Below are 20763 nucleotides of genomic sequence, written 5' to 3' on the forward strand. Positions count from 1 at the left end.
CTGGGCGATGTCTGCGCGTTATCCGCGCATCGGCGTCCGTGCGCATCCGCCGTTGGTCATGGGGGGAGAATCCGGCCGTCGTGCGTTGGCCGGCGCACCGGCCCTGCGGGTGCCTACCCGCGCAGCGACGATTCCCGTACCACCAGCTTCACCGGGATGCTCTGGCTGTCCACCGGCTGCCGCCCGATCAGTGCCAGCAGGCGCTCCACCAGCAGCTGGCCGGCCTGCTTGGTGTCCTGCTGCACGGTGGTCAGCGCCGGGGACACCGAAGCCGCCAGCGGGATGTCGTCGAAGCCGGTTACTGCCACGTCCTGCGGCACTCGTCGGCCGGCCTCGCGCAGGGCGCGCATCGCGCCGATGGCAATCAGGTCGCTGGCCGCGCAGATCGCATCGATCGGTTCGCCGCGCGCCAGCAGCGCCTGGCAGGCCTCCTGGCCGGAGGCTTCAGTGGTGATCGCATCGTGCTGCAGCGCCGGCTCCGCCGCCAGGCCGTGTTCCTGCAGGGCCGCCACATGGCCGCGGTAGCGTTCCTGGAATTCGGGGTAGTGGCTGGACGCATGGCCGAGGAAGGCGATGCGGCGGCAGCCCTGCTGCAGCAGGTGGGTGGTGATGTCGTGCCCGCCCTGGAAGTTGTCGCTGCCGATCGACACGCCGGGCTGGCCGGGCAGGGCGGCGCCCCAGCGCACGAAATGTGTGCCCTGTTCGACCAGCCGCTGCAGGCGGTCGCGCGATTCGTGGTAGTCACCGTAGCCGAGCAGGATGATGCCGTCGGCCTTGTTGCTGTCCTCATAATCGGCCTGCCAGTCGGTGGACAGCTGCTGGAACGAGACCAGCAGGTCCTGCCCGTGCAGGGCGCAGGCGCGGGTGATCGAGCCCAGCATCGAATGGAAGAACGGGTTGATCAGCGAGTCGTCGTTGGTCGGGTCCTCGAAGAACAGCAGGGCCAGCGTGCCGGCATTGCGCAGGCGCAGGCTGGAGGCGTTCTTGTCGACCTTGTAGTTCAGCTCGCGGGCGATGCGCAGGATGCGCTCGCGGGTCTCGGCGTTGACCATCGGGCTGCCACGCAGGGCGCGCGACACGGTCGGCTGGGAAACCCCGGCCAGGTGGGCGATGTCCAGGGAGGTGGCTTTGCCTTTGATGGTCATGGGCACGCGGAAGGGGCAGGGTGGAAGGTGCCCGGGCATGATGCCATGGGTCGACGCGGATGCCCCGCCGAGCACCTGCTGGGATGGAGGTAAGTCATTGCCGGACAAGGAAATCAGTCCAATCCTTCCGTGCGGCCGGTGTCTTCTGACCGGGCGGGCGGCGGCGGCAATGCTAAGATGCATCGTTCTCGCACTCCCCCAAATTTCAACAGGGGCGGCCCAGCGTACTGCACCCCCGGCCGGGGCTGTGCTATCACTGGCGGTCTGCCCCTGGACAACGGACGAAGGTACCTATGGCGCGCGGCATCAACAAAGTCATCCTGGTCGGCAATCTCGGCAACGACCCGGACGTGAAGTACACCCAGGGCGGCATGGCGATCACCCGCATCAGCCTGGCCACCACCAGCGTCCGCAAGGACAAGGATGGCAACCAGCAGGAGCGCACCGAATGGCACCGCGTGGTGTTCTTCGGCAAGCTCGGCGAGATCGCCGGCGAGTACCTGCGCAAGGGCAGCTCGGTCTACGTCGAAGGCAGCCTGCGCTACGACAAGTACACCGGCCAGGACGGCGTGGAGAAGTACTCCACCGACATCATCGCCGATGAAATGCAGATGCTGGGCGGCCGCGGTGAAGGCGGCGGCGGTGGCGGCGGTGGTGGCAACTACGGCGGCGATCGTCCGCAGCGCCAGCAGGCGCCGCGTCAGGAGTACGGCGGCGGCGGTGGCCAGCGTGGCGGCCAGGGCGGTGGCTATGGCAACCAGGGCGGCAACCAGGGCGGCGGTTACGGCAACCAGGGTGGCAACCAGCGTCCGCAGCCGCAGCAGGCGCCGCCGATGGACGACTTCGCTGACGACGATATTCCGTTCTGATTCCTACTCGACGGTTTTGGTGTTGATAGAGGCCCTCATCTTTATGGATGGGGGCCTTTTTCGTTAGCAACATCAGTTTCTGGCAGAATCCCGCCGTGATCCATCCTTCTCCTACAGCGAGATGTTGATAGATGACTGGCGACACACCTGAGCGAATCAGATTTGAGAACGGAGAACGACACGGGAAGACGTCTGCTCGAGTCCATCGCTGGCCGCGGAAGCAATCATCAGTATCGGCCCGTTTCGACTATCGATCTGTGCATGGTCTCGGCGGGTCTTGATGACGGCGTGCGAAGGACGGGTATAGGCCTAGCGAGCTGGCGCGGGGCTGTCGCAGATCCTACGGACACGGTCTCTGCGGGCCTATGCCCAATTGCGCCGTTCTTCACCAAAGCAAGCCCAATGGCCGAGCCTTGGAGCCCGCTCCAGGAACCAATACATTTGGCAGATTCCTGATAAGGTCACACAGCTGTGCAAACGCCTTTGGTCCGTCCCTTGGGCCGCACTTCTGTTCCGAGGGGGGCGTGACTGGCACCGCTGCGGATCTGAAAAGGCTCAACGAGCCAATCGACGATGAGCCAGGGAGTACTCTGCAGGTGATGAATCAGTTCACACGTCTTCCCCCACGTTCCTGGTGAGTCGATGAATACCACTGTGCCAATTTCGTGCCTCGTCCTTGGTGTTCTGCTCGGTTTTTCCGTGTCCGCGCGACCGCTTGCAGAGAGACTTGCGGCGGACATTGAGATGGCCGAACACTCTATTCTAGCCTCGCTGGTGGTGCACAAAAGTTCCGAGAGCAAGTCACTGTGCTCTCAGACGCCATATGCTTGTGCAGGAGCAGACGGTGCTGAGCTTGGTCTCGCCTTGATAGGGGGCAGCAGGAGTGCTGCCGCTCCTCGGCACTTGGTTGAACTGTCGCGATTTCGTATGGATGGAGCGCTTTCAGAGGACTACAAGTGCTACCTCGCTGCGCAGGGCAATTCAGTGGTTCAGGCCGCGTCGAAGCTGGATGCCAAGAAGCTGGCAGGGCAATGCATGTCCGAACTTTCTGCTTTCAAACGTCGGGCCGGCCCTGCAAAGTTCGACGTGGCGCCCGAGAACATTTGCAGCTCAGTGGCGGACATCCAGGGTTCCCTGCGTGAAGTTGTCCTACTGGCCAATGCAGGTGGTGACTGTGACGGTGTCTGAGGCTGTCGTCGGAAAAAGCTGATACGTACGCGTTTCGCGAAGCCTTGGCTTGGTTGACTACTGTCGCTCGCCGTCGCGAGCTATACAGTTCTGCAATGCGCCGGCTCCGAGGCAGGGCTGGACCCTGGCGGCGGGGTGCACCCGGATTCAGAACGAAGACGTCCAGGAGCTGGTTGATATGGTTCATGAGGCTACGATCGCCCGGTGATCATTCAATGCCCCTGATGAGAGTAGGGCCAATGCATAGGCTCGGGGCGTCGAAGTTCTACTGATTGTGCTCGCTCGCTTGAGAAAAGAGCCAGTGGATTTCATCTCAGGCGACTGATCTGGTTAGAAAAGAAAGCCCCGCCGATGCGGGGCTTTTCTTTCTGCGCGATGTCGTTGGCATTGTGCTTCGCAGCATCAGTTTTCGTGCACCGCGACTTGCAAACAGGCAATTTCCTCCCCTATGGTGCAATCGATTGCATTGCTGTGAATCGTTGCGTTTGATACCGGTTGGGAGGCCGGCAGGTGGATGTCCATCCATTCGATCAGACCGGCCCCGGCGATAGGGCTCACGCGGCGCGATGCGTTGCGCCTTGCGGTTGCTGGCGGCATTGGCCTGGGGGCGGCAGGCGTGCTCCCCGCATTCGCCGCCGATGCGCCGCTCAAGGGCAACCTGAAGCATTCCGTCGCCCGCTGGACCTTCCCGCAGCTGTCGGTCGCCCAGCTCTGCGCGACGGTGAAGGGCATCGGTTTTGCCGCCATCGATCTGGTCGGCCCGGAAGACTGGCCGACGCTGAAGGCCAATGGCGTGTACAGCTCGATGTGCAACGGCGCAGAGCTGGGCCTGACCAAGGGCTTTGCCGGCCGCGAATTCCACGACCAGCTGGTGGAGCGCTACACGCGGCACATCGACCTGGTGGCTGACGCCGGCTACCGCAACCTGATCTGCTTCTCCGGCAACCGCAACGGCATGGATCCCCATGACGGCATGGCCAATGCCGAGGCGGGCCTCAAGCGCATCCTCGGGCATGCCGAGAAGCGCGGCGTCGTGCTGGTGATGGAGCTGCTCAACTCCAGGGTCGACCATCGCGACTACCTGTGCGACCACTCGGCCTGGGGCGTGGAGCTGTGCCAGCGGCTCGGCTCGGACAACTTCGGCCTGCTCTACGACATCTACCACATGCAGATCATGGAGGGCGACATCATCGCCACCATTGGGAAACACCACGCCTGCTTCAAGCATTACCACACCGCAGGCGTGCCCGGCCGGAACGAGATCGGAGACCAGCAGGAGCTCCACTATCCGGCCATCTGTCGCGCGATCCGCGATACCGGTTTCAAGGGGTATCTGGCGCAGGAGTTCACGCCTGCAGCGCCCGATCCCGTTGCCTCATTGCGCGAGGCGATCCGCCTCTGCGACGTCTGAAACGATATCCACCCAGGTGAGAAACCCATGGCAGATAATCACTACGACGCCATAGTTGTTGGCTCGGGAATCAGTGGCGGTTGGGCGGCGAAGGAGCTGACCGAAAAGGGCCTGAAGGTCCTGATGCTGGAACGCGGACGCAACATCGAGCACGTCAAGGACTACGTCAATGCGATGAAGGAAGCGTGGGATTTCCCGCACCGCAACCGGCCAACGCAGGCGATGAAGGCCGACTTCCCGGTGCTGATGCGTGACTACGGGCTGGCCGAGAACCTGGAAGGAATGTGGGCCAACGAACAGGACTCGCCCTACATCGAAACCAAGCGCTTCGACTGGTTCCGCGGCTACCACGTCGGTGGCCGCTCATTGCTGTGGGGCCGGCAGAGCTATCGCTTCTCCGACCTGGACTTCGAGGCGAACCTCAAGGATGGCATCGCCACCGACTGGCCGATCCGCTACGCCGACATCGCGCCGTGGTACGACCATGTAGAGAGGTTCGCCGGCATCGCCGGCACGCGCGAAGGGCTGGACGTGTTGCCGGATGGCGAGTTCCTGCCGCCGATCCCGTTGAACATTGTCGAGAAGGATGTGGCCGCGCGGATAAAGAAGGCCTTTGGCGGCACCCGGCACATGATCCACTCGCGCACCGCCAACATCACCAAGCCGATGCCCGAGCAGGGCCGCGTCAACTGCCAGTATCGCAACAAGTGCATCCTGGGCTGTCCTTTTGGTGCCTACTTCTCGACCCAGGCGGCGACGCTGCCAGCGGCGATGAGGACCGGCAACCTGACCTTGCGGCCGTTCTCGATCGTCAAGGAAGTGCTCTACGACAAGGACCGCAAGCGTGCGCGCGGGGTGGAGGTCATCGACGCGGAGACCGGGCAGACCTACCAGTACACCGCCAAGGTCATCTTCCTCAACGCATCGTCGTTCAACTCGACCTGGCTACTGATGAACTCGGCCACCGATGTGTGGGAGGGCGGGCTGGGCTCATCGTCGGGCGAACTCGGGCACAACGTGATGGACCATCATTTCGGAGCGGGCGCCTCCGGCCGGGTCGAGGGCTACGAAGACAAGTACTACTTCGGTCGTCGTCCCTGCGGCTTCTACATTCCGCGTTTCCGCAACGTCGCGGCCGACAGGCGCGGCTACCTGCGCGGGTTCGGCTACCAGGGCGGTGCCAGCCGCACGGGCTGGTCGCGCGAGATCGCCGAGCTGAACATCGGTGCCGATCTGAAGGAGGCGCTGACCGTGCCCGGTGACTGGCGCATCGGCATGACCGGGTTCGGTGAAATGCTGCCGCACCACGACAACACGATCCGCCTGGACCGCGACCGCAAGGACAAGTGGGGGCTGCCGGTGCTGGCGATGGACGTTGCCATGCGCGCCAACGAACTGGCGATGCGCAAGGACATGGCCGCCGATGCCGCCGAGATGCTGGAGGCGGCCGGCGTCAAGGACGTGAAGATGCACGACAACGATTACGCCCCGGGCAAGGGCATCCACGAAATGGGGACCGCGCGCATGGGACGTGATCGGAAGAGCTCGGTGCTGAACCAGCACAATCAGGTCTGGGATGCCCCCAATGTCTATGTGACCGACGGTGCCTGCATGACCTCCAGCGCCTGCGTGAATCCCTCGCTGACCTACATGGCGCTGACCGCGCGCGCGGCCGACCACGCGGTACGCGAACTGAAAGCGGGGAACCTCTGATGGATCGCCGCGAACTGCTGAAGATGATCGTCGCCGCTACCGGCGCGGCCATGGTCGGCCTGCCTGCGCTCGCGCAGGGAAACGCCGCTGCGGCACCGGTGAAGACCCTGTTTTCCGATGCCGATATCGGCACGCTGGACGAGATCGCCGAGACCATCCTGCCGCGGACCCGGACGCCAGGGGCGAAGGATGCCGGCGCCGGCCTGTTCATGGCGACCTTCGTCAGCGACTGCTATACCGCACGGCAGCAGTCGACGTTCCGCGCAGGGCTGGCCGACATCGACAGACGCGCCGGCGGCCGCTTCGTGTCGCTCACGCCGGAAGCCCGAACCGAATTGCTGCGCACGCTGGATGCGGAAGCAAAAGCAAAATTACACACGGCCGAGGTCACCGAGACCGGTACGCCTGAAGAGGGCGAGGCGATGCCGCACTACTTCACGATGCTCAAGCAGTTGGCCATCTTTGGCTTCTTCACCTCGAAGGTCGGCGCGACCGGGGTGCTGCAGTACGTCGCCGTGCCGGGGCGCTACGACGGCGACCTCGCCTATGTTCCCGGCACGCCGGCGTGGGGGACCAGCTGATGGAGCGCAACAGAATGATCAAGCCGGTGCTGATCGCGGCCACCGTGCTGGCCGCTGCACCCGTGTTCGCGCAGAACGGTGCCGACGCCGCGCGCGATCCGAAGAAGACCGAGGTGTGGACGCCGGTGCCCGCGACCGTGGCTACGCCGCAGGGCAAGGCCCCGTCCGATGCAATCGTGCTGTTCGATGGCAAGGATGTCTCCGCGTGGGAGTCGGAGCAGGGCGGACGCGTGCCCTGGAAGGTTGCCGATGGCGCCATGACCGTCGTGCCCGGCAGCAAGGGCATTCGCACCAGGCAACGCTTCTGCGACGTCCAGCTGCATGTCGAGTGGCGCACGCCCACCGGCACGAAGGGCTTCGACGGACAGAACCGCGGCAACAGCGGCATCTTCCTGCAGGAGCTGTACGAGCTGCAGGTGCTCGACAGCTACAACAACCCGACCTATGCCAATGGCCAGGCGGGCTCGATCTACAAGCAGGCCATGCCGTTGGTGAACGCCTCGCGCGCACCGGGACAGTGGCAGGCCTACGACATCCTCTGGAAGGCGCCACGTTTCTCGCAGGGCGGCGGGCTTGTGTCGCCCGCGCGCATCACGGTGCTGCACAACGGCGTGCTGGTGCAGGACGACACGGTGCTGGCGGGCAAGACCGAGTACATCGGCGCACCGTCATACGCGCCGCATGGGTGCGCGCCGCTCTATCTGCAGGAACATGACGCCAGGGTCAGCTACCGCAACATCTGGGTGCGCGAACTGTAGGGGCATGCGGCCGGCGTTATCGCCGGCCGCTTACTTCGCCAGGTAGCTGGCGATGTCATCGATCTCCTGCTGTGACAGTTGGGAGAAGGGCGGCATCAATCCGCCGCCCTTGCTGATCTTTTCCTTGATCTGCGCGGGTGCCATGCGTTTGCCGATATCGGTGAGCGCCGGGAATGCGCCCGGCATGCCCGCACGATCGGCGCCGTGGCAGGCCACGCAGTTCGCGGTGTAGAGCTTCGCACCTGCAGCCGGGTCGTCCTTGCACCAGGCGGCTGTCGCAACGCTCATGCCGCCCAGCGCCACCGCCATTGCCAGGATCATTTTCATGTGGGGCTCCTTGATGCGTCAGCGCCGCGCACGGGCGGGCACGTTGGTGGTCAGGTGTTCACGCAGATAGTCCGCACCGGTCTGGATGACCTTGGCCGGATCGCGTGGCTGGTCGTGCTCGATGATGTACCAATGCACGCCGGCGGCTGCCGCAGCAGGCAGGATCGCGTTCCAGTCCAGCACGCCCTGGCCCACCGCAGCGAATCCGCCTTCGTCTTCGGCCTGGCCCTTGGGCGCGTTGTCCTTTGCGTGCACCGCGAATACGTGGCCGCGGAATTTTCCCAGCATCACCGCCGGGTCCAGGCCTGCGCGCGCGACCCAGGCCAGGTCCAGCTCGGTCTGCAGGTCGGGACCGGCGGCGGCGAACAGCAGTTCCAGTCCGGTCCTGCCGTCGACGTCGGCCAGTTCGAAGTCGTGGTTGTGGTAGGCCAGGCGCATGCCCTTGCCGCGCACCTGTTTCGCGATGCGGCCCAGTTCCTGGCCCAGGGCGGTCCAGCCGGCGGCATCGCTCGGGCGATCCTTCTTGTCCAGGTACGGCACCACCAGCGTCGTGTTGCCGATCGACCGGTTGAAGGTCACCACGCCATCCAGGTTGCTGCGCAGCTCGGCCAGCGGCACGTGCGATGAAATCGCCTTGATCGAATACCGGTCCAGCAGCTGCTTGAGTTCGGCCGCGCTGGTGTTCTGCGTGCCGACCGTCTCCACCGCATGGACGCCTGCGTCGTGGACGATCTTCAACTGCTGCTCGAGCGAGCCGGCATCGCGCAGGCTGTACATCTGCACCGCGATCGGCTTCTGCGTGCTGGCGGCTTCGACTGCGAAAGCGGGCAGGGCAGCGAGCAGCAGGACGAGGCTTGCAGTTCCATGGACAAGGGCTTTCATCAACAGATCCTCCCGGGTTTCAACCGATGGCAGTCCAGGCGCGCGACCTGGCCGATGCAATGACACGATCGACGATCCGCGCCGAGCGCACGCCGTCCTCGAAGGTGGGCAGGCCCTGCGGCCGCTCGCCCTCGATGGCGCGATAGGTGTCGGCGACGAATGCTTCGAAGCACTGGGCGTAGCCCTGCGCGTGGCCGGCTGGCAGCGCCGACAGCCGGCGTTGTTCGGCACTGCCGGCGCCCGGCCCGCGCACGAAGATCTCCTCGCGCTGGTCGGGCAGGCCGATCCACAGGCGCTCGGCGTCCTCCTGGTTGAAGGCCACGCTGGCCTTGGCACCATCGATCTCGAACCAGAGGCGGTTGTGGCGTCCGGCCGAGACCTGGCTGACCGTCAACGACGCCAATGTGCCGGCGCCGGTCCTGAACATCGCCGCCGCCACGTCCTCGCTCGTTACCGCCTGCGTTGCGCCGCCTGCCGCCGGCGTGCTGAAGCTCTGCCCGCTGACGGCGCTGCGCTCAGCGATCACGGTAGAGAAGGCCGCACTGACCTCGGTGAAGCGCTCGCCGCTGACCCATTCCACCAGGTCGCACCAGTGCGAGCCGATGTCGGCGAACACGCGCGATGTGCCGCCCAGCGCCGGGTCCACGCGCCAGTTGTTGCTGGCCGGGTCCAGCAGCCAATCCTGCAGGTAGCTGCCGTGGATCAGGTGCAGCGGCCCGAGATCGCCCTGGGCGATGCGTGCGCGCGCCTCGCGCACCACCGGGTGGTAGCGATAGACGAAGGGGACCGTGGCAACCAAGCCGGTCGAGGCGGCCAACGCCGCCAGCGCCTGCGCATCGTCCAGCGTGGTCGCCAGCGGTTTCTCGCAGATGACGTGCTTGCCGGCTTCCAGTGCGGCCTGTGCCATCGCGCGGTGCAGATGGTTGGGCGTGCACACGTGCACCACCTGCACCTGCGGATCGGCGATCACCTCTTCGATGTCCCGGTAGGCGCGCGGAACATTCCACAACTGCGCCATCTCACGCGCGCGCTGCGCTGACGAAGCGGCCACGCCGCGTACCTCGGCACCGGCGAGCAAGGCCGCGCGGCGGTGCACGGCGCCGATCATGCCGGTGCCGACGATGGCGATTCCAAGCGTTGGCATCGGCTCGAATCCTCAGGGTGTGGAAGATGCGGCGGCCACGGCGGGCCGGTCGCGGAACAGCAGCAGGAAGGCGATCAGCACGACCAGCGCGACAGCGGCCGGGAACAGCCAGATCTGCTGCCAGTCGCGTCCGGCGGCCGTGGTGAAGTGCTCCACCACCGCGCCGGACAGGAAGGTGCCGATCAGCATGCCCACGCCGTACGTGGCCAGGGTGATGAAGCCCTGCGCGCTGCTGCGCACGGCGGGGCCGGCATGGGCATCGGTGTAGATCTGGCCGGTGACGAAGAAGAAGTCGTAGCAGATGCCGTGCAGCACGATGCCGATCACCAGCAGCGAGAAGCCGCCGCCCGCATCGCCGAAGGCGAACAGGACGTAGCGCACCACCCAGGCGGCCATGCCCACCGCCAGCATGGTCTTCACCCCCAGCCGCACGAACAGGAACGGCATGGCCAGCATCAGCAGTACTTCGGAGACCTGGCCCAGCGACTGCAGGCCCGCGGCGCCGCGCACGCCCAGGTCGTTGAGATACGGATTGGTGAAGTTGTAGTAGAACGACAGCGGGATGCAGATGGCGATGGAGGCCAGGAAGAACACCAGGTAGGCGCGCGACTTCAGCAGCCGCAACGAATCCAGCCCGAGGATCTGCCCCAGCCCGGCATCGCGCTGCTGTGCCAGTGGCGGCGTGTGCGGCAGGGTGAACGCATACAGGCCCAGCACCAGCGATGCCAGCGCGGCCATGCGGAAGGTCAGTTCAAGCCGATGCGCCTGCTCCCAGCCCAGCCAGCCGATCAGCACACCTGCAACGATCCAGCCGATGCTGCCGGCCACGCGTACCAGCGGGAACTGTTTCTCGGGCGACTGCATGTGGCGCATGGCTACGCTGTTGGCCAGCGCCAGCGTCGGCATGAACAGCAGCATGTAGCCCATCACGCAGGCCGAGAACACGCTGAAGCTGGTGGCGGTGGACGCCAGCCACATCAGCACCGCGCCGGCCAGGTGCAGCACCGCGAGGATTCGTTGCGCGGCGAAGTAGCGATCGGCGATCAGGCCGACCAGGAACGGCGCCACGATGGCGCCGATGGACTGGCTGAGGAACGCCGTCGCCACCTGGCTCGCGCTGGCCTGCAGCGGGCCCTGCACCAGGTAGGTTCCGAGGGTCACGAACCATGCCCCCCAGATGAAGAACTGCAGAAACATCATCGCGCCCAGGCGCGACATGGCGTGCGTCATGGCTTGCCCTCCCGGGGCGGTCGTGGCTCAGATTCCCAGCATGCGGTGCAGTGATGCGGCGTCCGTGCCGCTGTCGGCGAAGTCATCGAAGGCGCGTTCGGTCACGCGGATGAGGTGGTCGCGGATGAAGGCAGCACCTTCGCGCGCACCGTCCTCGGGGTGCTTCAGGCAGCACTCCCATTCCAGCACCGCCCAGCCGGGGAAGTCGTACTGCGCGAACTTCGAGAAGATCGCCTTGAAGTCGATCTGGCCATCACCGAGCGAACGGAACCGGCCCGGACGATCAATCCAGTCCTGGTAGCCGCCATACACGCCGCTGCTCGCGCTGGAGCGATACTCCGCGTCCTTGACGTGGAAGATGCCGATGCGCGCGTGGTAGCGGTCGATGAAACCCAGGTAGTCCATCTGCTGCAGCAGCAGGTGGCTGGGGTCGTACAGGATCTTGGCGCGGGGGTGATGATCCACCACATCGAGGAAGCGCTCGAAGGTCGCACCATCGTGCAGGTCCTCGCCGGGGTGGATCTCGAAGCACAGGTCGACGCCGCAGGCGTCGAAGGCATCGAGGATCGGACGCCAGCGACGGCCGAGTTCGGCGAAGGCTTCCTCCACCAGTCCCGGTGGGCGCTGCGGCCAGGGATAGAAGTAGGGCCAGGCCAATGCGCCGGAGAACGTGGCATGCGCGGTCAGCCCCAGGCGCTGGCTGGCTTTGGCGGCCAACCGCAGCTGCTCCACCGCCCAGGCCTGGCGGGCAGCCGGATCGCCGCGCTTGTCCGGCGGCGCGAACCCGTCGAACAGGCTGTCGTAGGCAGGATGGACGGCAACCAGTTGCCCCTGCAGGTGGGTCGACAGTTCGGTGATCTGCAGGCCGTGCCCGGCCAGCATGCCGGCGACGTCGTCGCAGTACGCCTGGCTGCGCGCCGCCTCGGCCAGATCGAACAGGTGGGGCGCGCTGGTGGGGACTTGTACGCCAGAATAGCCCAGACCCGCGGCCCATCCGGCCAGCGTGTCCAGCCGATCAAAAGGAGCTGTGTCGCCGATGAACTGCGCCAGGAACAGCGCTGGACCCTTGAGCGTCTTCAACGTGATTCGCCCTCGATGCAATCGATTGCATTATCCTAGCAGGGGCGCACGCAGGACCTGTTGTGCACTGCACAGCGGACAGGAGAACTAACGCCATGGCCACCATCTACGACATCGCAAAGCACGTCGGCGTCTCCGCGGGCACGGTGTCGCGTGCGCTTTCCCGGCCGGACAAGGTCCTGCCCGCCACCCGCGCACGCATCGAGCAGGCCGCCGCCGCCCTCGGCTACGTGCCCAACACGGTGGCCCGCACGCTCAAGACCCAGCGCAGCGGCAAGATCCTGGTCACCGTCCCGGACATCGCCAATCCGTTCTTCGCGCAGATCCTGCAGGGCGCGGAGGAGGCCGCGCAGGCGGTCGGCTACGCGGTCCTGCTGGGCGATACCCAGCATCAACCCGACCGCGAGGAGCGCTACGCGCAGATGCTCCGGCGCAACGAGGCCGACGGCATGATCGTGCTCGGCCATCGCCTGCCACCCACGGCGCGCGAGATCGTCGAGCAGCGCGGCGCCGCCGCGCCGGTGGTCAACGGGTGCGAGTTCGACCCTGCACTGGGCATTCCCAGCGTCCACATCGACAACGCGGCCGCCGCACGCGCGGTGATGGAGCATCTGTACGGGCTGGGACACGAACGGATCGCCGTGGTCGGCGGGCCGCCTGACAACCCCCTGCACCAGCAACGGCTGGAAGGGGTGCGGGCGGCCGGCAAGGCGCGTGGCCGCCTGCGCCAGCTGAGCATCGTGCCGGGGGATTTTTCCGTGGAATCCGGCCATGCGGCTGCCCTGGCGCTGCTGGATGGCACGCCGGCACCGACCGCGGTGTTCTGCTTCAGTGACCAGATGGCGTTGGGTACCCTGGCCGCCTGCCGGGACCGGGGCATCCGCGTGCCGGACGAACTGTCCATCGTCGGCTTTGATGACCTGGCGTCTTCCCGCTACCTCACGCCGCCATTGACGACCATCCGGCAGCCCATGCGGGAGATTGGCGAGCGTGCGGTCAACCTGCTGCTCGCCATCATCGAACACGTCGACGTGCCGCTGCAGCAGACGCTGGAGTTCAGTTTCATGCTGCGGGGGTCGACGGCTGCGCCACGGCGTGGGTGAGAGCAGCGCCTTCACCGTGAGTCCTTGATCCCGAATTGACGCCGAGCTGTCAGACTCGGCATGGACAGCCCGGCAGGGGCCGGGGTGGAACGTGTGATCGCGCAAGGGGGTCGGCAATGCCGTTCTTGACTGACTCGACGGAAGTCGCGGTCGAAGGCATCGGCGCGGCACGGCGCATCGGCTGGATGCGCTTCGTGGGCAATGGCCTGGGCGCGATTCCCATCGCCTCGATCATTCTTGAACGCCAGGATGGCGGGTTGGCGTGGAGCCTGTTGCTGCTCAACGCGCTGGCGTGGCCGGCACTCGCGCTGGTGCTGACCCAGCGCGCCCGCCAGCCTGCACAGGTGCAGTTCCGCTGCATGGTCGCCGATTCCTTCTTCGGCGGCGGCTGGATCGCCTTCATGGCGCTGAGCGCGGTCCCCAGCGCGTTGTTCGCCGCGCTGCTGGTCGCCGACAAGATCGCCGCCGGTGGCGTGCGCCTGGCGATGCGGGCCACGCTGGCGCTGGTGCTGGGTTTCGCGATCACCTGGTGGGCGCTCGGCTTCCCTTACCAACCCGTTTCCTCGCAGCGCACGATCGTGCTCAGCGTGCCGTTCCTGTTCGTGTATGGCATCGGTCTCAGCATTCTCAGCTGGCAGCTGGCGCGCCGGGTCAAATCGCAGAACCGTCAGCTGCAACGGCTGAGCCGGATGGACCCGCTGGTCGAGCTGGCCAACCGCGGCTTCCTGATCCTGCGTGCGCAGCAGGCACTGGACCGGGCGCAGGGGCAGGGCGGTTTTGCCTGCCTGCTGATGCTCGACGTGGATGACTTCAAACGCATCAATGATTCGCTTGGCCACCGCGCGGGCGACGAGGTACTGCGGCATATCGCTGCAACATTGCGTACGTTTGCGCGGCCCGGTGATACCCCGGCGCGGCTGGGTGGCGATGAGTTCGTGGTGCTGCTGCAGGACTGTGCGCCCGTTGATGCGATGCACGTGGCCGAGCGGGTGCGCCTGCATCTGCTCGAGGCCGCGCGCCAGATCACGCCAGCCGTGGAGTTCAGCGTCAGCATCGGCATTGCCGCGACGCCGCGGGGCGGCAGTGTCGAGGATTGGCTGGCACTGGCCGACCGCGCGCTGTACCACGCCAAGCGGCAGGGCAAGAACACGGCCAGCTACGGAGAGTGAGTCGATGGGGCGGCGGCAGGGCCGCCACGGCATGAGAGCGTAACGCCCGTTCAGCCTGCACGCCGAATCGGCGGGTCAATCCTCTACCATGGGCCACCCCGCCCGGACGCGCTCCCATGCAAGACGCCCTTGTTGCCCAGCCCAAGCCCCCCATCCCAAGGATCGCGGCGTGGCTGATGATGTTGCTGGGCATGTGGCTGACGCTGAAGCTGGGCCTGGTGGTGACCCTGCTGTCCGGCCTGCTGGTGTTCCAGCTGACGCACGTGCTGGCCGCCACCGTGGAGGGCAGGCTGCCGCCGGGACGGGCGCGGGCGATCGCGGTGATTGTGCTGTCGGCGATCATCATCAGCGGGCTGGTACTGGCCGGCATCGGCGTGGCCTCGTTCTTCCGCAACGAGACCGGCGGCCCGGATGCACTGCTGGCGCGCCTGATGGAGATCCTCAACACCTCGCGCCACCAGGTGCCGGCGCTGCTGCAACCCTATATTCCCGAAGACATGCCCGCGCTGCGCACGGCGCTGAACGACTGGGCCGCCGAGCATCAGCGCCAGCTGGGCGTGGCCGGTACCTCGGTGGTGCAGGTCGGTGTGCGCGTACTGATCGGTATGGTGCTGGGCGCGATGATCGCGCTGTATGACGAACTGCCGCTGCCGAAGATGGGGCCGCTGGCGCAGGAGCTGATCGGGCGCACCAGCCGCCTGGCCACCGCGTTCCGCCAGGTGGTGTTCGCGCAGGTGAAGATCTCGCTGCTCAACACGGTGTTCACCGCGATTTTCCTGCTGGGCGTGCTGCCGCTGTTCGGCGTGCACCTGCCGCTGTCCAAGACCCTGGTGCTGATCACCTTCCTTGCCGGCCTGCTGCCGGTGGTGGGCAACATCATCTCCAACACGATCATCACCATCGTTGCGCTGTCGGTCTCGTTCTACGTGGCGGTGGCGGCGCTGCTGTACCTGATCGTGATCCACAAGCTGGAGTACTTCCTCAACGCGCGCATCGTCGGTGGCGAGATCCAGGCGCGTGCCTGGGAGCTGCTGCTGGCCATGCTGGTGATGGAGGCAGCCTTCGGCCTGCCGGGCCTGGTCGCCGCGCCGGTGTTCTATGCCTACGTGAAGCGCGAACTGGTCGACCAGCGCTGGATCTGACGCGGCAGGGCGTGACGCATTTGCCCCATTTGCACGGTCCGCGCGGCTTTGTCGGTGCGTTCGCGGCGGGCGCGGTATACCCACGGCAACGGTTGGTCCGGTAGCGGCTTGGCGCCTGTGTAGGCGGCCGCTACAGTGTTCTGCACTACAGGGGAAATGTGCATGGCCCGCAAGGCGTCGCCCATCGGATTGCGGACCTGGGTCTGGATCCTGGCCGGGCTGTTCGTAGTCTGTACGCTGCCGTTGATGGCCATCGCGCTGGTGCAGGGCACGCTGCGCTTCACTGCCGCCGAGGACAACCTGGTCAGCCTGCGCCAGCTGCGGCAGACCTTTGACCTGGCCAATCTGGTGTCGGCCGAGCGCGGCCCCGCCAACAGCCTGCTGGGGTCCAACACCGCCGATGCGGCCGAACAGGCCCGGCTGGCGGCGCAGCTGGCGGTCGCGCGCCAGCGGGTCGATACCGCCCTGCAACGCCTGGACACCGTGTTCAACGCCGACCCGGGCGTGGTCGACGAGCATGCGCTGCTGGCCGACGCGCAACGTCGCCTGCAGTCGGCGCGGGCCGCGGTGGACCGGGTGGCGGCGCAGCCGCACGATGCGCGCCGGGTGGAGGACGTGGAGCGCGCGATCAGCAGCATGTTCGCCGTGGTCGATCGCCTGTACGTGCTGACCTCGGCACAGATCAACGTGCTGGTCAGCGCCGACCGCGAAGCGGCGATTCCGGCGATGCAGGGCCAGGTGCTGATCGACCTGCGCGAGCATGGCGGCCGCCTGGCCTCGAACGTGATGGCACCGGTGGCGGTACCGGGGGCATGGCGCGACGAACAGGTGCGGGCGGCATTGCAGACCGAAGGCCGCCTGCTGGAGCTGTGGCGGCTGGCGGGCAGCCATGAAGCGGTGTTCCGCAGTGATCCGGCGCTGTCCTGGCATTGGGACATGGCACGCCGGCAGTTCTTCGGCGAATCGCTGCCGATGATCGAACAGTTGATCGAAGATGGCCGGCGCGGCGTGCCACCGCCGTGGACCGCCGCCGAGTTCACCACGCGCTACGTGCCGACCCTGCAGTCGCTGGAAGCGCTGCGCGATGGCTACCTGAGCGTGTCCATCGCCCGTTTCGAGCGCACCCGCAACCGCGAAGCGACGCGCCTGGTGGTGCTGGTGGCGACGGTGCTGGGCACGCTGGTGGTGCTGGGCGTGGCGCTGCGCATCGCACATCTTCAGATCCTGCGGCCGCTGCTGCAGGCGCAGAAGCAGGTCATCCAGATCGCCTCGGAAGCGCCGGGCCCGGAGCAGCATGTGACCCATCCGCTGGCCGAGATGCAGCGCCTGTTCGATGCCATCGAAGTGCTGCGCGAGAAGTCGCGCGAGCGCTCGGCGTTGACCAGCGAGCTGCGCCAGCTGGCCGGCACCGATGAGCTGACCGGGCTGTTGAACCGGCGCGCACTGGACGAGATGGTGCAGCAACGTCATGCCGACGGCGGCAACAGCGCGGTGGTGATCCTGCTGGACGTGGACCGCTTCAAGGCGATCAACGATGGCCACGGGCATGATGCCGGCGACGAGGTGCTGGTGCAGGTGGCGCAGCTGCTGCAGCGCCACCTGCGCCGCAGCGACAGCATTGCCCGCTATGGTGGCGAGGAGTTTCTCGTGTTGCTGGCCGACGGTGATCTGGCCGGTGGCCGCCAGCTGGCCGAGTCGCTGCGGGTGGCGCTGCAGCGGCTGGACATCGCCCTGGTCGGTGGCAAGGTGCTGCGGGTCACCGCCAGCTTCGGCGTGGCCGAGGGCGGCACCGACGCGCTGGGCTGGCGCACGTTGCTGCGCGCTGCGGATGCGGCCATGTACCAGGCCAAGGCGCAGGGCCGCGATCGCGTGCGCGTGGCCGGCGGTGGTCGCATCGCGCGCTGACGCACGACGTTCATCACCGGCGCACGTGGGGGCCCCTAGACTGGACGCCCGCCCGCTGCTGGAGCCCATCATGACCATGCGACCCATTGCCGTCGCCGTGCTGCTCACTGGCCTGCTGGCCGGCTGTGCGACTCCTGCACCGAAGACCGTTGCCGATGAACCGCGTCATCCCTCCATCGCTGCCGGCGTGAGCCCGGTGCCTGCCTTCACCGGTGGCGGCGCCGGGTGGCGCATCGAGATCACGTCCACTGGACAGGGCAACCACGATGCCAGCCTCAGTGCCGAAGGTCGTACCCACAAGGGCACGCTGCGCTATCCCGGCCAACCGGCCGACGCACCCAGCTCGCTGATCGTGCTCAACGGCGAGCTTGGCAGGCAGCCGGCCATCGTCGAGATCAAGCGCGAGTCGTGCCGCAATGCCGAAGGTGTGGACACCCTGGCCAGCGTGCAGGTGACGATGGAAGGGCAGCCGCAGCGTCGTGGCTGCGGTCACCTGGCCGTGTACTGAGTCGCTGCCCGGCATGCTCGAGATTCCCACCCTGCATACCGCGCGCCTGCGGCTGCGCCCGCAGCAGCTGGACGACTTCAACGTCTATGCCGCGTTCCTGGCGTCGCCGCGCGCGCGTGGCATGGGGGGGCCGTTCGGTGAGGTGGCGGCGTGGGGCCAGTTCTGCCACGACCTGGCCAGCTGGCATCTGTTCGGTCATGGTGCATTGATGATCGAGCGTGCCGATACCGGTGCCTGCATCGGCCAGGTCGGGATCAACCACGGCCCGCTGTTCCCGGAAAAGGAACTGGGCTGGCTGCTGTATGACGGCCATGAAGGGAAGGGCTTCGCTACCGAAGCGGCCGGCGCGCTGCGCGACTGGGCCTTCGTGGTGGCGCAGCTGCCGACCCTGGTCAGCTACATGGCACCGGACAACCAGGCGTCGCAGGCCGTTGCACAGCGGCTGGGCGGCGTGCTGGACGATCACGCCGTGCGCAGTGATGCCGATGATCTGGTGTATCGCTACCCGCGCTGACGCCTAGCTGCCCGTGGCCGGGGCCTGTACCGTGCGGCCGAGCGCCTTGGCGACGCCTTCGCGCTTCTCGATCAGGAATTCCATCAGGGCGCGCACGCGCGGTGGCATCTGCTCGCGCGAAGGCACGTACAGGTAGAAGCCGGGGAACGGTGCCGACCACGCCGGCATCAGGCGGACCAGGCGCCCATCGGCCAGCATCGGCTGCAGTGACAGATCGATATGCTGCATCACGCCCAATCCCTGCAGCGCAGCGCGGATCATGCCCTCATCGTCGTTGGTGACATAGCGTCCGCGCGGTTCCACTTCAAAGTCGTGACCGGGCTGGCCCGGCGTGCTGAATTCCCAGGCATAGACCCCGCCGCTGCCGGTCTGCCGGTAGCCCAGGCACTCGTGGGCGGCCAGTTCGGCGGGCGTGGTGGGCGTGCCATGGCGGGCCAGGTAGGCCGGCGAGGCGACCACCACCATTTCCAGCATCGGCGTGACCGGCACGGCGATCATGCCTTCGGCCAACCGCTCGCCAAGGCGGATGCCGGCGTCACAGCCGTCGGCAACGATGCTGGACAGGCCGTCGTCCATCACCAGCTCGATGCGCAGCTCGGGGTAGCGCGCGAAGAACTCCGGTAGATGCGGTTCGATCAGCGTCTTGGCAGTCAGGCGCGCGGTGTTGATGCGCAGCAGGCCGGACGGAGCGTCATGGCTGGCGCGCAGGTCGCGTACTGCGGTTTCGATGGTGCTCAGCGATGGCCGCAGTGCGTCGAACAGGCGCTGGCCTTCCTCGGTGAGCGACATGTCACGGGTGGTCCGGTGCAGCAGGCGTACCCCCAGCTGTTTCTCCAGGGTCTTCAGGCTCTGCGACAACGCCGGGCGCGAGACCCCCATCTCAACGGCCGCTTTGGTGAAGCTGCGGTGGTGGGCGATGTGGGCAAACCAGGCCAGCTGGGGCAGCAGGGCCGGGTTGATCGGGCTGGGGGCGCTCATGGGGCTCGGTCGGCAGGAGGGCGGGAGAAGATCGCGGCACAAGCTGCCGCTATTTGGTAATTGCAGCTTACTACTATGGTTGTGATTGGCCGCTTTTTCGGTCCCAATCCCGGGTCTATCGTGCTTGCAACGGCGACATCCGTCGCCTCCCGCCGCTACCGAGGAGCCGCAGCATGGAAACCATCAACATCCAGAATCCGGACATGGCCTGGCCGATCGCCGCCGACCTGCATTTCCCGCCGGACTTCGACCGCAACCGGGTCTATCCCGCGATCATCAGCATGCATCCGATCGGCAGCTGCAAGGAGCAGACCGCCGGCAACATCTACGGTGAGGCCCTGGCTCGCGAGGGCTACGTGGTGATCGCCTATGACGCCAGCTTCCAGGGCGCCAGCGGCGGCGAGCCGCGGCGGGTCGAAGACCCGACCCAGCGCGTGGAGGATGTACGCCGCGTGGTCGACCATCTGGTCACCCTGCCGTACGTGGACGCCGAACGCATCGGCGTACTGGGCATCTGTGGCGGTGGTGGCTACGCGATCAACGCCACCATGACCGAGCGACGCATCAAGGCGGTCACCAGCATCACCGGTGTCAACTTCGGCCGGCTCAGTCGTGAGGGCTTTGGCGGTTTCGATCCGATCGGCACGCTGGAGGCCATCGCTGCCCAGCGCACCGCCGAGATGCGCGGCGGCGAGGCCCGAGTGGACCTGTTCCTGCCGCCTTCGGTGGAACAGGGGCGCGCCGCCGGCATCACCGATATCGACGTGCTGGAGGCCACGGACTATTACCGCACGCGCGAGCCGCAGCCCAACGGCGTGGTCAGTGCGTTGTTCTCGCATCGCGGTGCAGCGGTGGGCTGGGATGCCTTCCACCTGGCTGAAGTCCTGCTGACCCAACCGTTGCTGGTGGTGATCGGTGACAAGCCGGGTGGCTTTGGCGCCTACCGCGATGGCCTGGAGATCCATGGTCGTGCGGCGTCGAAGCACAAGCAGTTGAAGGTGGTGGAAGGCTGGTCGCATTACGACCTGTACGACAAGCCGGAGCCGGTGCGCGAGGCCCTGTCAGCGGTCGTTCCCTTCTTCAGGCAGCACCTGTGAGCTGACCTGGCAGGTGGTG

20 protein-coding genes are annotated in these 20763 nt (G+C 66.4%); 13 read left to right on the forward strand and 7 right to left on the reverse strand.

The window, feature by feature from the left end:
- Positions 1 to 113 precede the first annotated feature (113 nt).
- Positions 114 to 1145 carry a LacI family DNA-binding transcriptional regulator gene (locus ACZK1G_RS05510; RefSeq protein WP_049404959.1) on the reverse strand — a complete coding sequence of 344 codons (1032 nt, stop codon included), beginning with the start codon at positions 1143 to 1145 and terminating at the stop codon, positions 114 to 116.
- A 293-nt stretch (positions 1146 to 1438) separates the two neighbouring features.
- On the opposite strand from ACZK1G_RS05510, the gene ACZK1G_RS05515 reads away from it, so the two are divergent.
- The 6 genes from ACZK1G_RS05515 to ACZK1G_RS05540 all read left to right on the forward strand — a co-directional run bounded on the left by ACZK1G_RS05515 (position 1439) and on the right by ACZK1G_RS05540 (position 7665).
- Positions 1439 to 2014, forward strand: a complete 576-nt coding sequence (locus ACZK1G_RS05515; RefSeq protein WP_049443850.1) for a single-stranded DNA-binding protein — start codon at positions 1439 to 1441, stop codon at positions 2012 to 2014.
- Positions 2015 to 2656: 642 nt separating this feature from the next.
- Positions 2657 to 3202 carry an Imm57 family immunity protein gene (locus ACZK1G_RS05520; RefSeq protein WP_152682126.1) on the forward strand — a complete coding sequence of 182 codons (546 nt, stop codon included), beginning with the start codon at positions 2657 to 2659 and terminating at the stop codon, positions 3200 to 3202.
- A gap of 514 nt (positions 3203 to 3716) precedes the next feature.
- Entirely contained in the window at positions 3717 to 4613 is an 897-nt protein-coding gene (locus ACZK1G_RS05525) for a hydroxypyruvate isomerase family protein (protein WP_197622024.1), read from the forward strand.
- 27 nt (positions 4614 to 4640) lie between these two features.
- On the forward strand, positions 4641 to 6326 hold the full coding sequence (locus ACZK1G_RS05530; protein ID WP_049443838.1) for a GMC oxidoreductase: 1686 nt from the start codon (positions 4641 to 4643) through the stop codon (positions 6324 to 6326).
- Positions 6326 to 6907 carry a gluconate 2-dehydrogenase subunit 3 family protein gene (locus ACZK1G_RS05535; RefSeq protein WP_101765080.1) on the forward strand — a complete coding sequence of 194 codons (582 nt, stop codon included), beginning with the start codon at positions 6326 to 6328 and terminating at the stop codon, positions 6905 to 6907. The genes ACZK1G_RS05530 and ACZK1G_RS05535 overlap by 1 nt, the downstream gene beginning before the upstream one ends.
- 14 nt (positions 6908 to 6921) lie before the next feature.
- The gene (locus ACZK1G_RS05540) at positions 6922 to 7665 is read left to right on the forward strand and encodes a 3-keto-disaccharide hydrolase (protein WP_233490843.1); all 744 of its coding nucleotides are present in this window, start codon (positions 6922 to 6924) and stop codon (positions 7663 to 7665) included.
- Between the two features lie 30 nt (positions 7666 to 7695).
- Here the strand turns inward: ACZK1G_RS05540 and ACZK1G_RS05545 are convergent, their stop codons facing one another.
- The 5 genes from ACZK1G_RS05545 to ACZK1G_RS05565 are packed head-to-tail and all read right to left on the reverse strand — an operon-like array spanning position 7696 to position 12328.
- On the reverse strand, positions 7696 to 7992 hold the full coding sequence (locus ACZK1G_RS05545) for a c-type cytochrome (RefSeq protein ID WP_049398853.1): 297 nt from the start codon (positions 7990 to 7992) through the stop codon (positions 7696 to 7698).
- A gap of 18 nt (positions 7993 to 8010) precedes the next feature.
- The gene (locus tag ACZK1G_RS05550) at positions 8011 to 8874 is read right to left on the reverse strand and encodes a sugar phosphate isomerase/epimerase family protein (RefSeq protein ID WP_049443832.1); all 864 of its coding nucleotides are present in this window, start codon (positions 8872 to 8874) and stop codon (positions 8011 to 8013) included.
- 19 nt (positions 8875 to 8893) lie between these two features.
- Entirely contained in the window at positions 8894 to 10018 is a 1125-nt protein-coding gene (locus ACZK1G_RS05555) for a Gfo/Idh/MocA family protein (protein WP_101765081.1), read from the reverse strand.
- A gap of 12 nt (positions 10019 to 10030) precedes the next feature.
- Complete coding sequence (locus tag ACZK1G_RS05560) at positions 10031 to 11248, reverse strand: nucleoside permease (RefSeq protein WP_101765082.1); 1218 nt, start codon at positions 11246 to 11248, stop codon at positions 10031 to 10033.
- A gap of 27 nt (positions 11249 to 11275) precedes the next feature.
- Entirely contained in the window at positions 11276 to 12328 is a 1053-nt protein-coding gene (locus ACZK1G_RS05565; RefSeq protein ID WP_119007164.1) for a sugar phosphate isomerase/epimerase family protein, read from the reverse strand.
- Between the two features lie 95 nt (positions 12329 to 12423).
- Here ACZK1G_RS05565 and ACZK1G_RS05570 point away from each other — a divergent pair, with 95 nt between their 5' ends.
- The 6 genes from ACZK1G_RS05570 (at position 12424) to ACZK1G_RS05595 (ending at position 18669) form a co-directional block, all read left to right on the forward strand.
- The gene (locus tag ACZK1G_RS05570; protein ID WP_049443824.1) at positions 12424 to 13431 is read left to right on the forward strand and encodes a LacI family DNA-binding transcriptional regulator; all 1008 of its coding nucleotides are present in this window, start codon (positions 12424 to 12426) and stop codon (positions 13429 to 13431) included.
- Between the two features lie 116 nt (positions 13432 to 13547).
- The gene (locus ACZK1G_RS05575) at positions 13548 to 14600 is read left to right on the forward strand and encodes a sensor domain-containing diguanylate cyclase (RefSeq protein WP_101765085.1); all 1053 of its coding nucleotides are present in this window, start codon (positions 13548 to 13550) and stop codon (positions 14598 to 14600) included.
- Positions 14601 to 14716: 116 nt separating this feature from the next.
- Positions 14717 to 15742 (forward strand): AI-2E family transporter, encoded by a 1026-nt coding sequence (locus tag ACZK1G_RS05580; RefSeq protein ID WP_101765086.1) that lies wholly within the window; start codon positions 14717 to 14719, stop codon positions 15740 to 15742.
- Positions 15743 to 15904: 162 nt separating this feature from the next.
- Complete coding sequence (locus tag ACZK1G_RS05585) at positions 15905 to 17647, forward strand: GGDEF domain-containing protein (RefSeq protein WP_101765087.1); 1743 nt, start codon at positions 15905 to 15907, stop codon at positions 17645 to 17647.
- 70 nt (positions 17648 to 17717) lie between these two features.
- On the forward strand, positions 17718 to 18155 hold the full coding sequence (locus tag ACZK1G_RS05590) for a hypothetical protein (RefSeq protein WP_049443817.1): 438 nt from the start codon (positions 17718 to 17720) through the stop codon (positions 18153 to 18155).
- A gap of 13 nt (positions 18156 to 18168) precedes the next feature.
- The gene (locus tag ACZK1G_RS05595) at positions 18169 to 18669 is read left to right on the forward strand and encodes a GNAT family N-acetyltransferase (RefSeq protein WP_101765088.1); all 501 of its coding nucleotides are present in this window, start codon (positions 18169 to 18171) and stop codon (positions 18667 to 18669) included.
- 3 nt (positions 18670 to 18672) lie between these two features.
- On the opposite strand, the gene ACZK1G_RS05600 is transcribed toward ACZK1G_RS05595, so the two are convergent.
- Entirely contained in the window at positions 18673 to 19647 is a 975-nt protein-coding gene (locus tag ACZK1G_RS05600) for a LysR family transcriptional regulator (RefSeq protein WP_049443813.1), read from the reverse strand.
- A 173-nt stretch (positions 19648 to 19820) separates the two neighbouring features.
- On the opposite strand from ACZK1G_RS05600, the gene ACZK1G_RS05605 reads away from it, so the two are divergent.
- On the forward strand, positions 19821 to 20744 hold the full coding sequence (locus ACZK1G_RS05605; RefSeq protein WP_101765089.1) for an alpha/beta hydrolase: 924 nt from the start codon (positions 19821 to 19823) through the stop codon (positions 20742 to 20744).
- Positions 20745 to 20763: the final 19 nt, after the last annotated feature.

This window comes from Stenotrophomonas sp. 109824_Sma, assembly GCF_056480025.1.

Bases quoted from the DNA above. Each gene is read 5' to 3' on its own strand.
- ACZK1G_RS05540 (WP_233490843.1), top strand. From the start codon at position 6,922: ATGATCAAGCCGGTGCTGATCGCGGCCACCGTGCTGGCCGCTGCACCC.
- ACZK1G_RS05530 (WP_049443838.1), top strand. From the start codon at position 4,641: ATGGCAGATAATCACTACGACGCCATAGTTGTTGGCTCGGGAATCAGT.
- ACZK1G_RS05580 (WP_101765086.1), top strand. From the start codon at position 14,717: ATGCAAGACGCCCTTGTTGCCCAGCCCAAGCCCCCCATCCCAAGGATC.
- ACZK1G_RS05595 (WP_101765088.1), top strand. From the start codon at position 18,169: ATGCTCGAGATTCCCACCCTGCATACCGCGCGCCTGCGGCTGCGCCCG.
- ACZK1G_RS05555 (WP_101765081.1), bottom strand. From the start codon at position 10,018: ATGCCAACGCTTGGAATCGCCATCGTCGGCACCGGCATGATCGGCGCC.
- ACZK1G_RS05535 (WP_101765080.1), top strand. From the start codon at position 6,326: ATGGATCGCCGCGAACTGCTGAAGATGATCGTCGCCGCTACCGGCGCG.
- ACZK1G_RS05515 (WP_049443850.1), top strand. From the start codon at position 1,439: ATGGCGCGCGGCATCAACAAAGTCATCCTGGTCGGCAATCTCGGCAAC.
- ACZK1G_RS05600 (WP_049443813.1), bottom strand. From the start codon at position 19,647: ATGAGCGCCCCCAGCCCGATCAACCCGGCCCTGCTGCCCCAGCTGGCC.
- ACZK1G_RS05550 (WP_049443832.1), bottom strand. From the start codon at position 8,874: ATGAAAGCCCTTGTCCATGGAACTGCAAGCCTCGTCCTGCTGCTCGCT.
- ACZK1G_RS05575 (WP_101765085.1), top strand. From the start codon at position 13,548: ATGCCGTTCTTGACTGACTCGACGGAAGTCGCGGTCGAAGGCATCGGC.
- ACZK1G_RS05545 (WP_049398853.1), bottom strand. From the start codon at position 7,992: ATGAAAATGATCCTGGCAATGGCGGTGGCGCTGGGCGGCATGAGCGTT.
- ACZK1G_RS05520 (WP_152682126.1), top strand. From the start codon at position 2,657: ATGAATACCACTGTGCCAATTTCGTGCCTCGTCCTTGGTGTTCTGCTC.
- ACZK1G_RS05585 (WP_101765087.1), top strand. From the start codon at position 15,905: ATGGCCCGCAAGGCGTCGCCCATCGGATTGCGGACCTGGGTCTGGATC.
- ACZK1G_RS05525 (WP_197622024.1), top strand. From the start codon at position 3,717: ATGTCCATCCATTCGATCAGACCGGCCCCGGCGATAGGGCTCACGCGG.
- ACZK1G_RS05590 (WP_049443817.1), top strand. From the start codon at position 17,718: ATGACCATGCGACCCATTGCCGTCGCCGTGCTGCTCACTGGCCTGCTG.
- ACZK1G_RS05560 (WP_101765082.1), bottom strand. From the start codon at position 11,248: ATGACGCACGCCATGTCGCGCCTGGGCGCGATGATGTTTCTGCAGTTC.
- ACZK1G_RS05510 (WP_049404959.1), bottom strand. From the start codon at position 1,145: ATGACCATCAAAGGCAAAGCCACCTCCCTGGACATCGCCCACCTGGCC.
- ACZK1G_RS05570 (WP_049443824.1), top strand. From the start codon at position 12,424: ATGGCCACCATCTACGACATCGCAAAGCACGTCGGCGTCTCCGCGGGC.
- ACZK1G_RS05605 (WP_101765089.1), top strand. From the start codon at position 19,821: ATGGAAACCATCAACATCCAGAATCCGGACATGGCCTGGCCGATCGCC.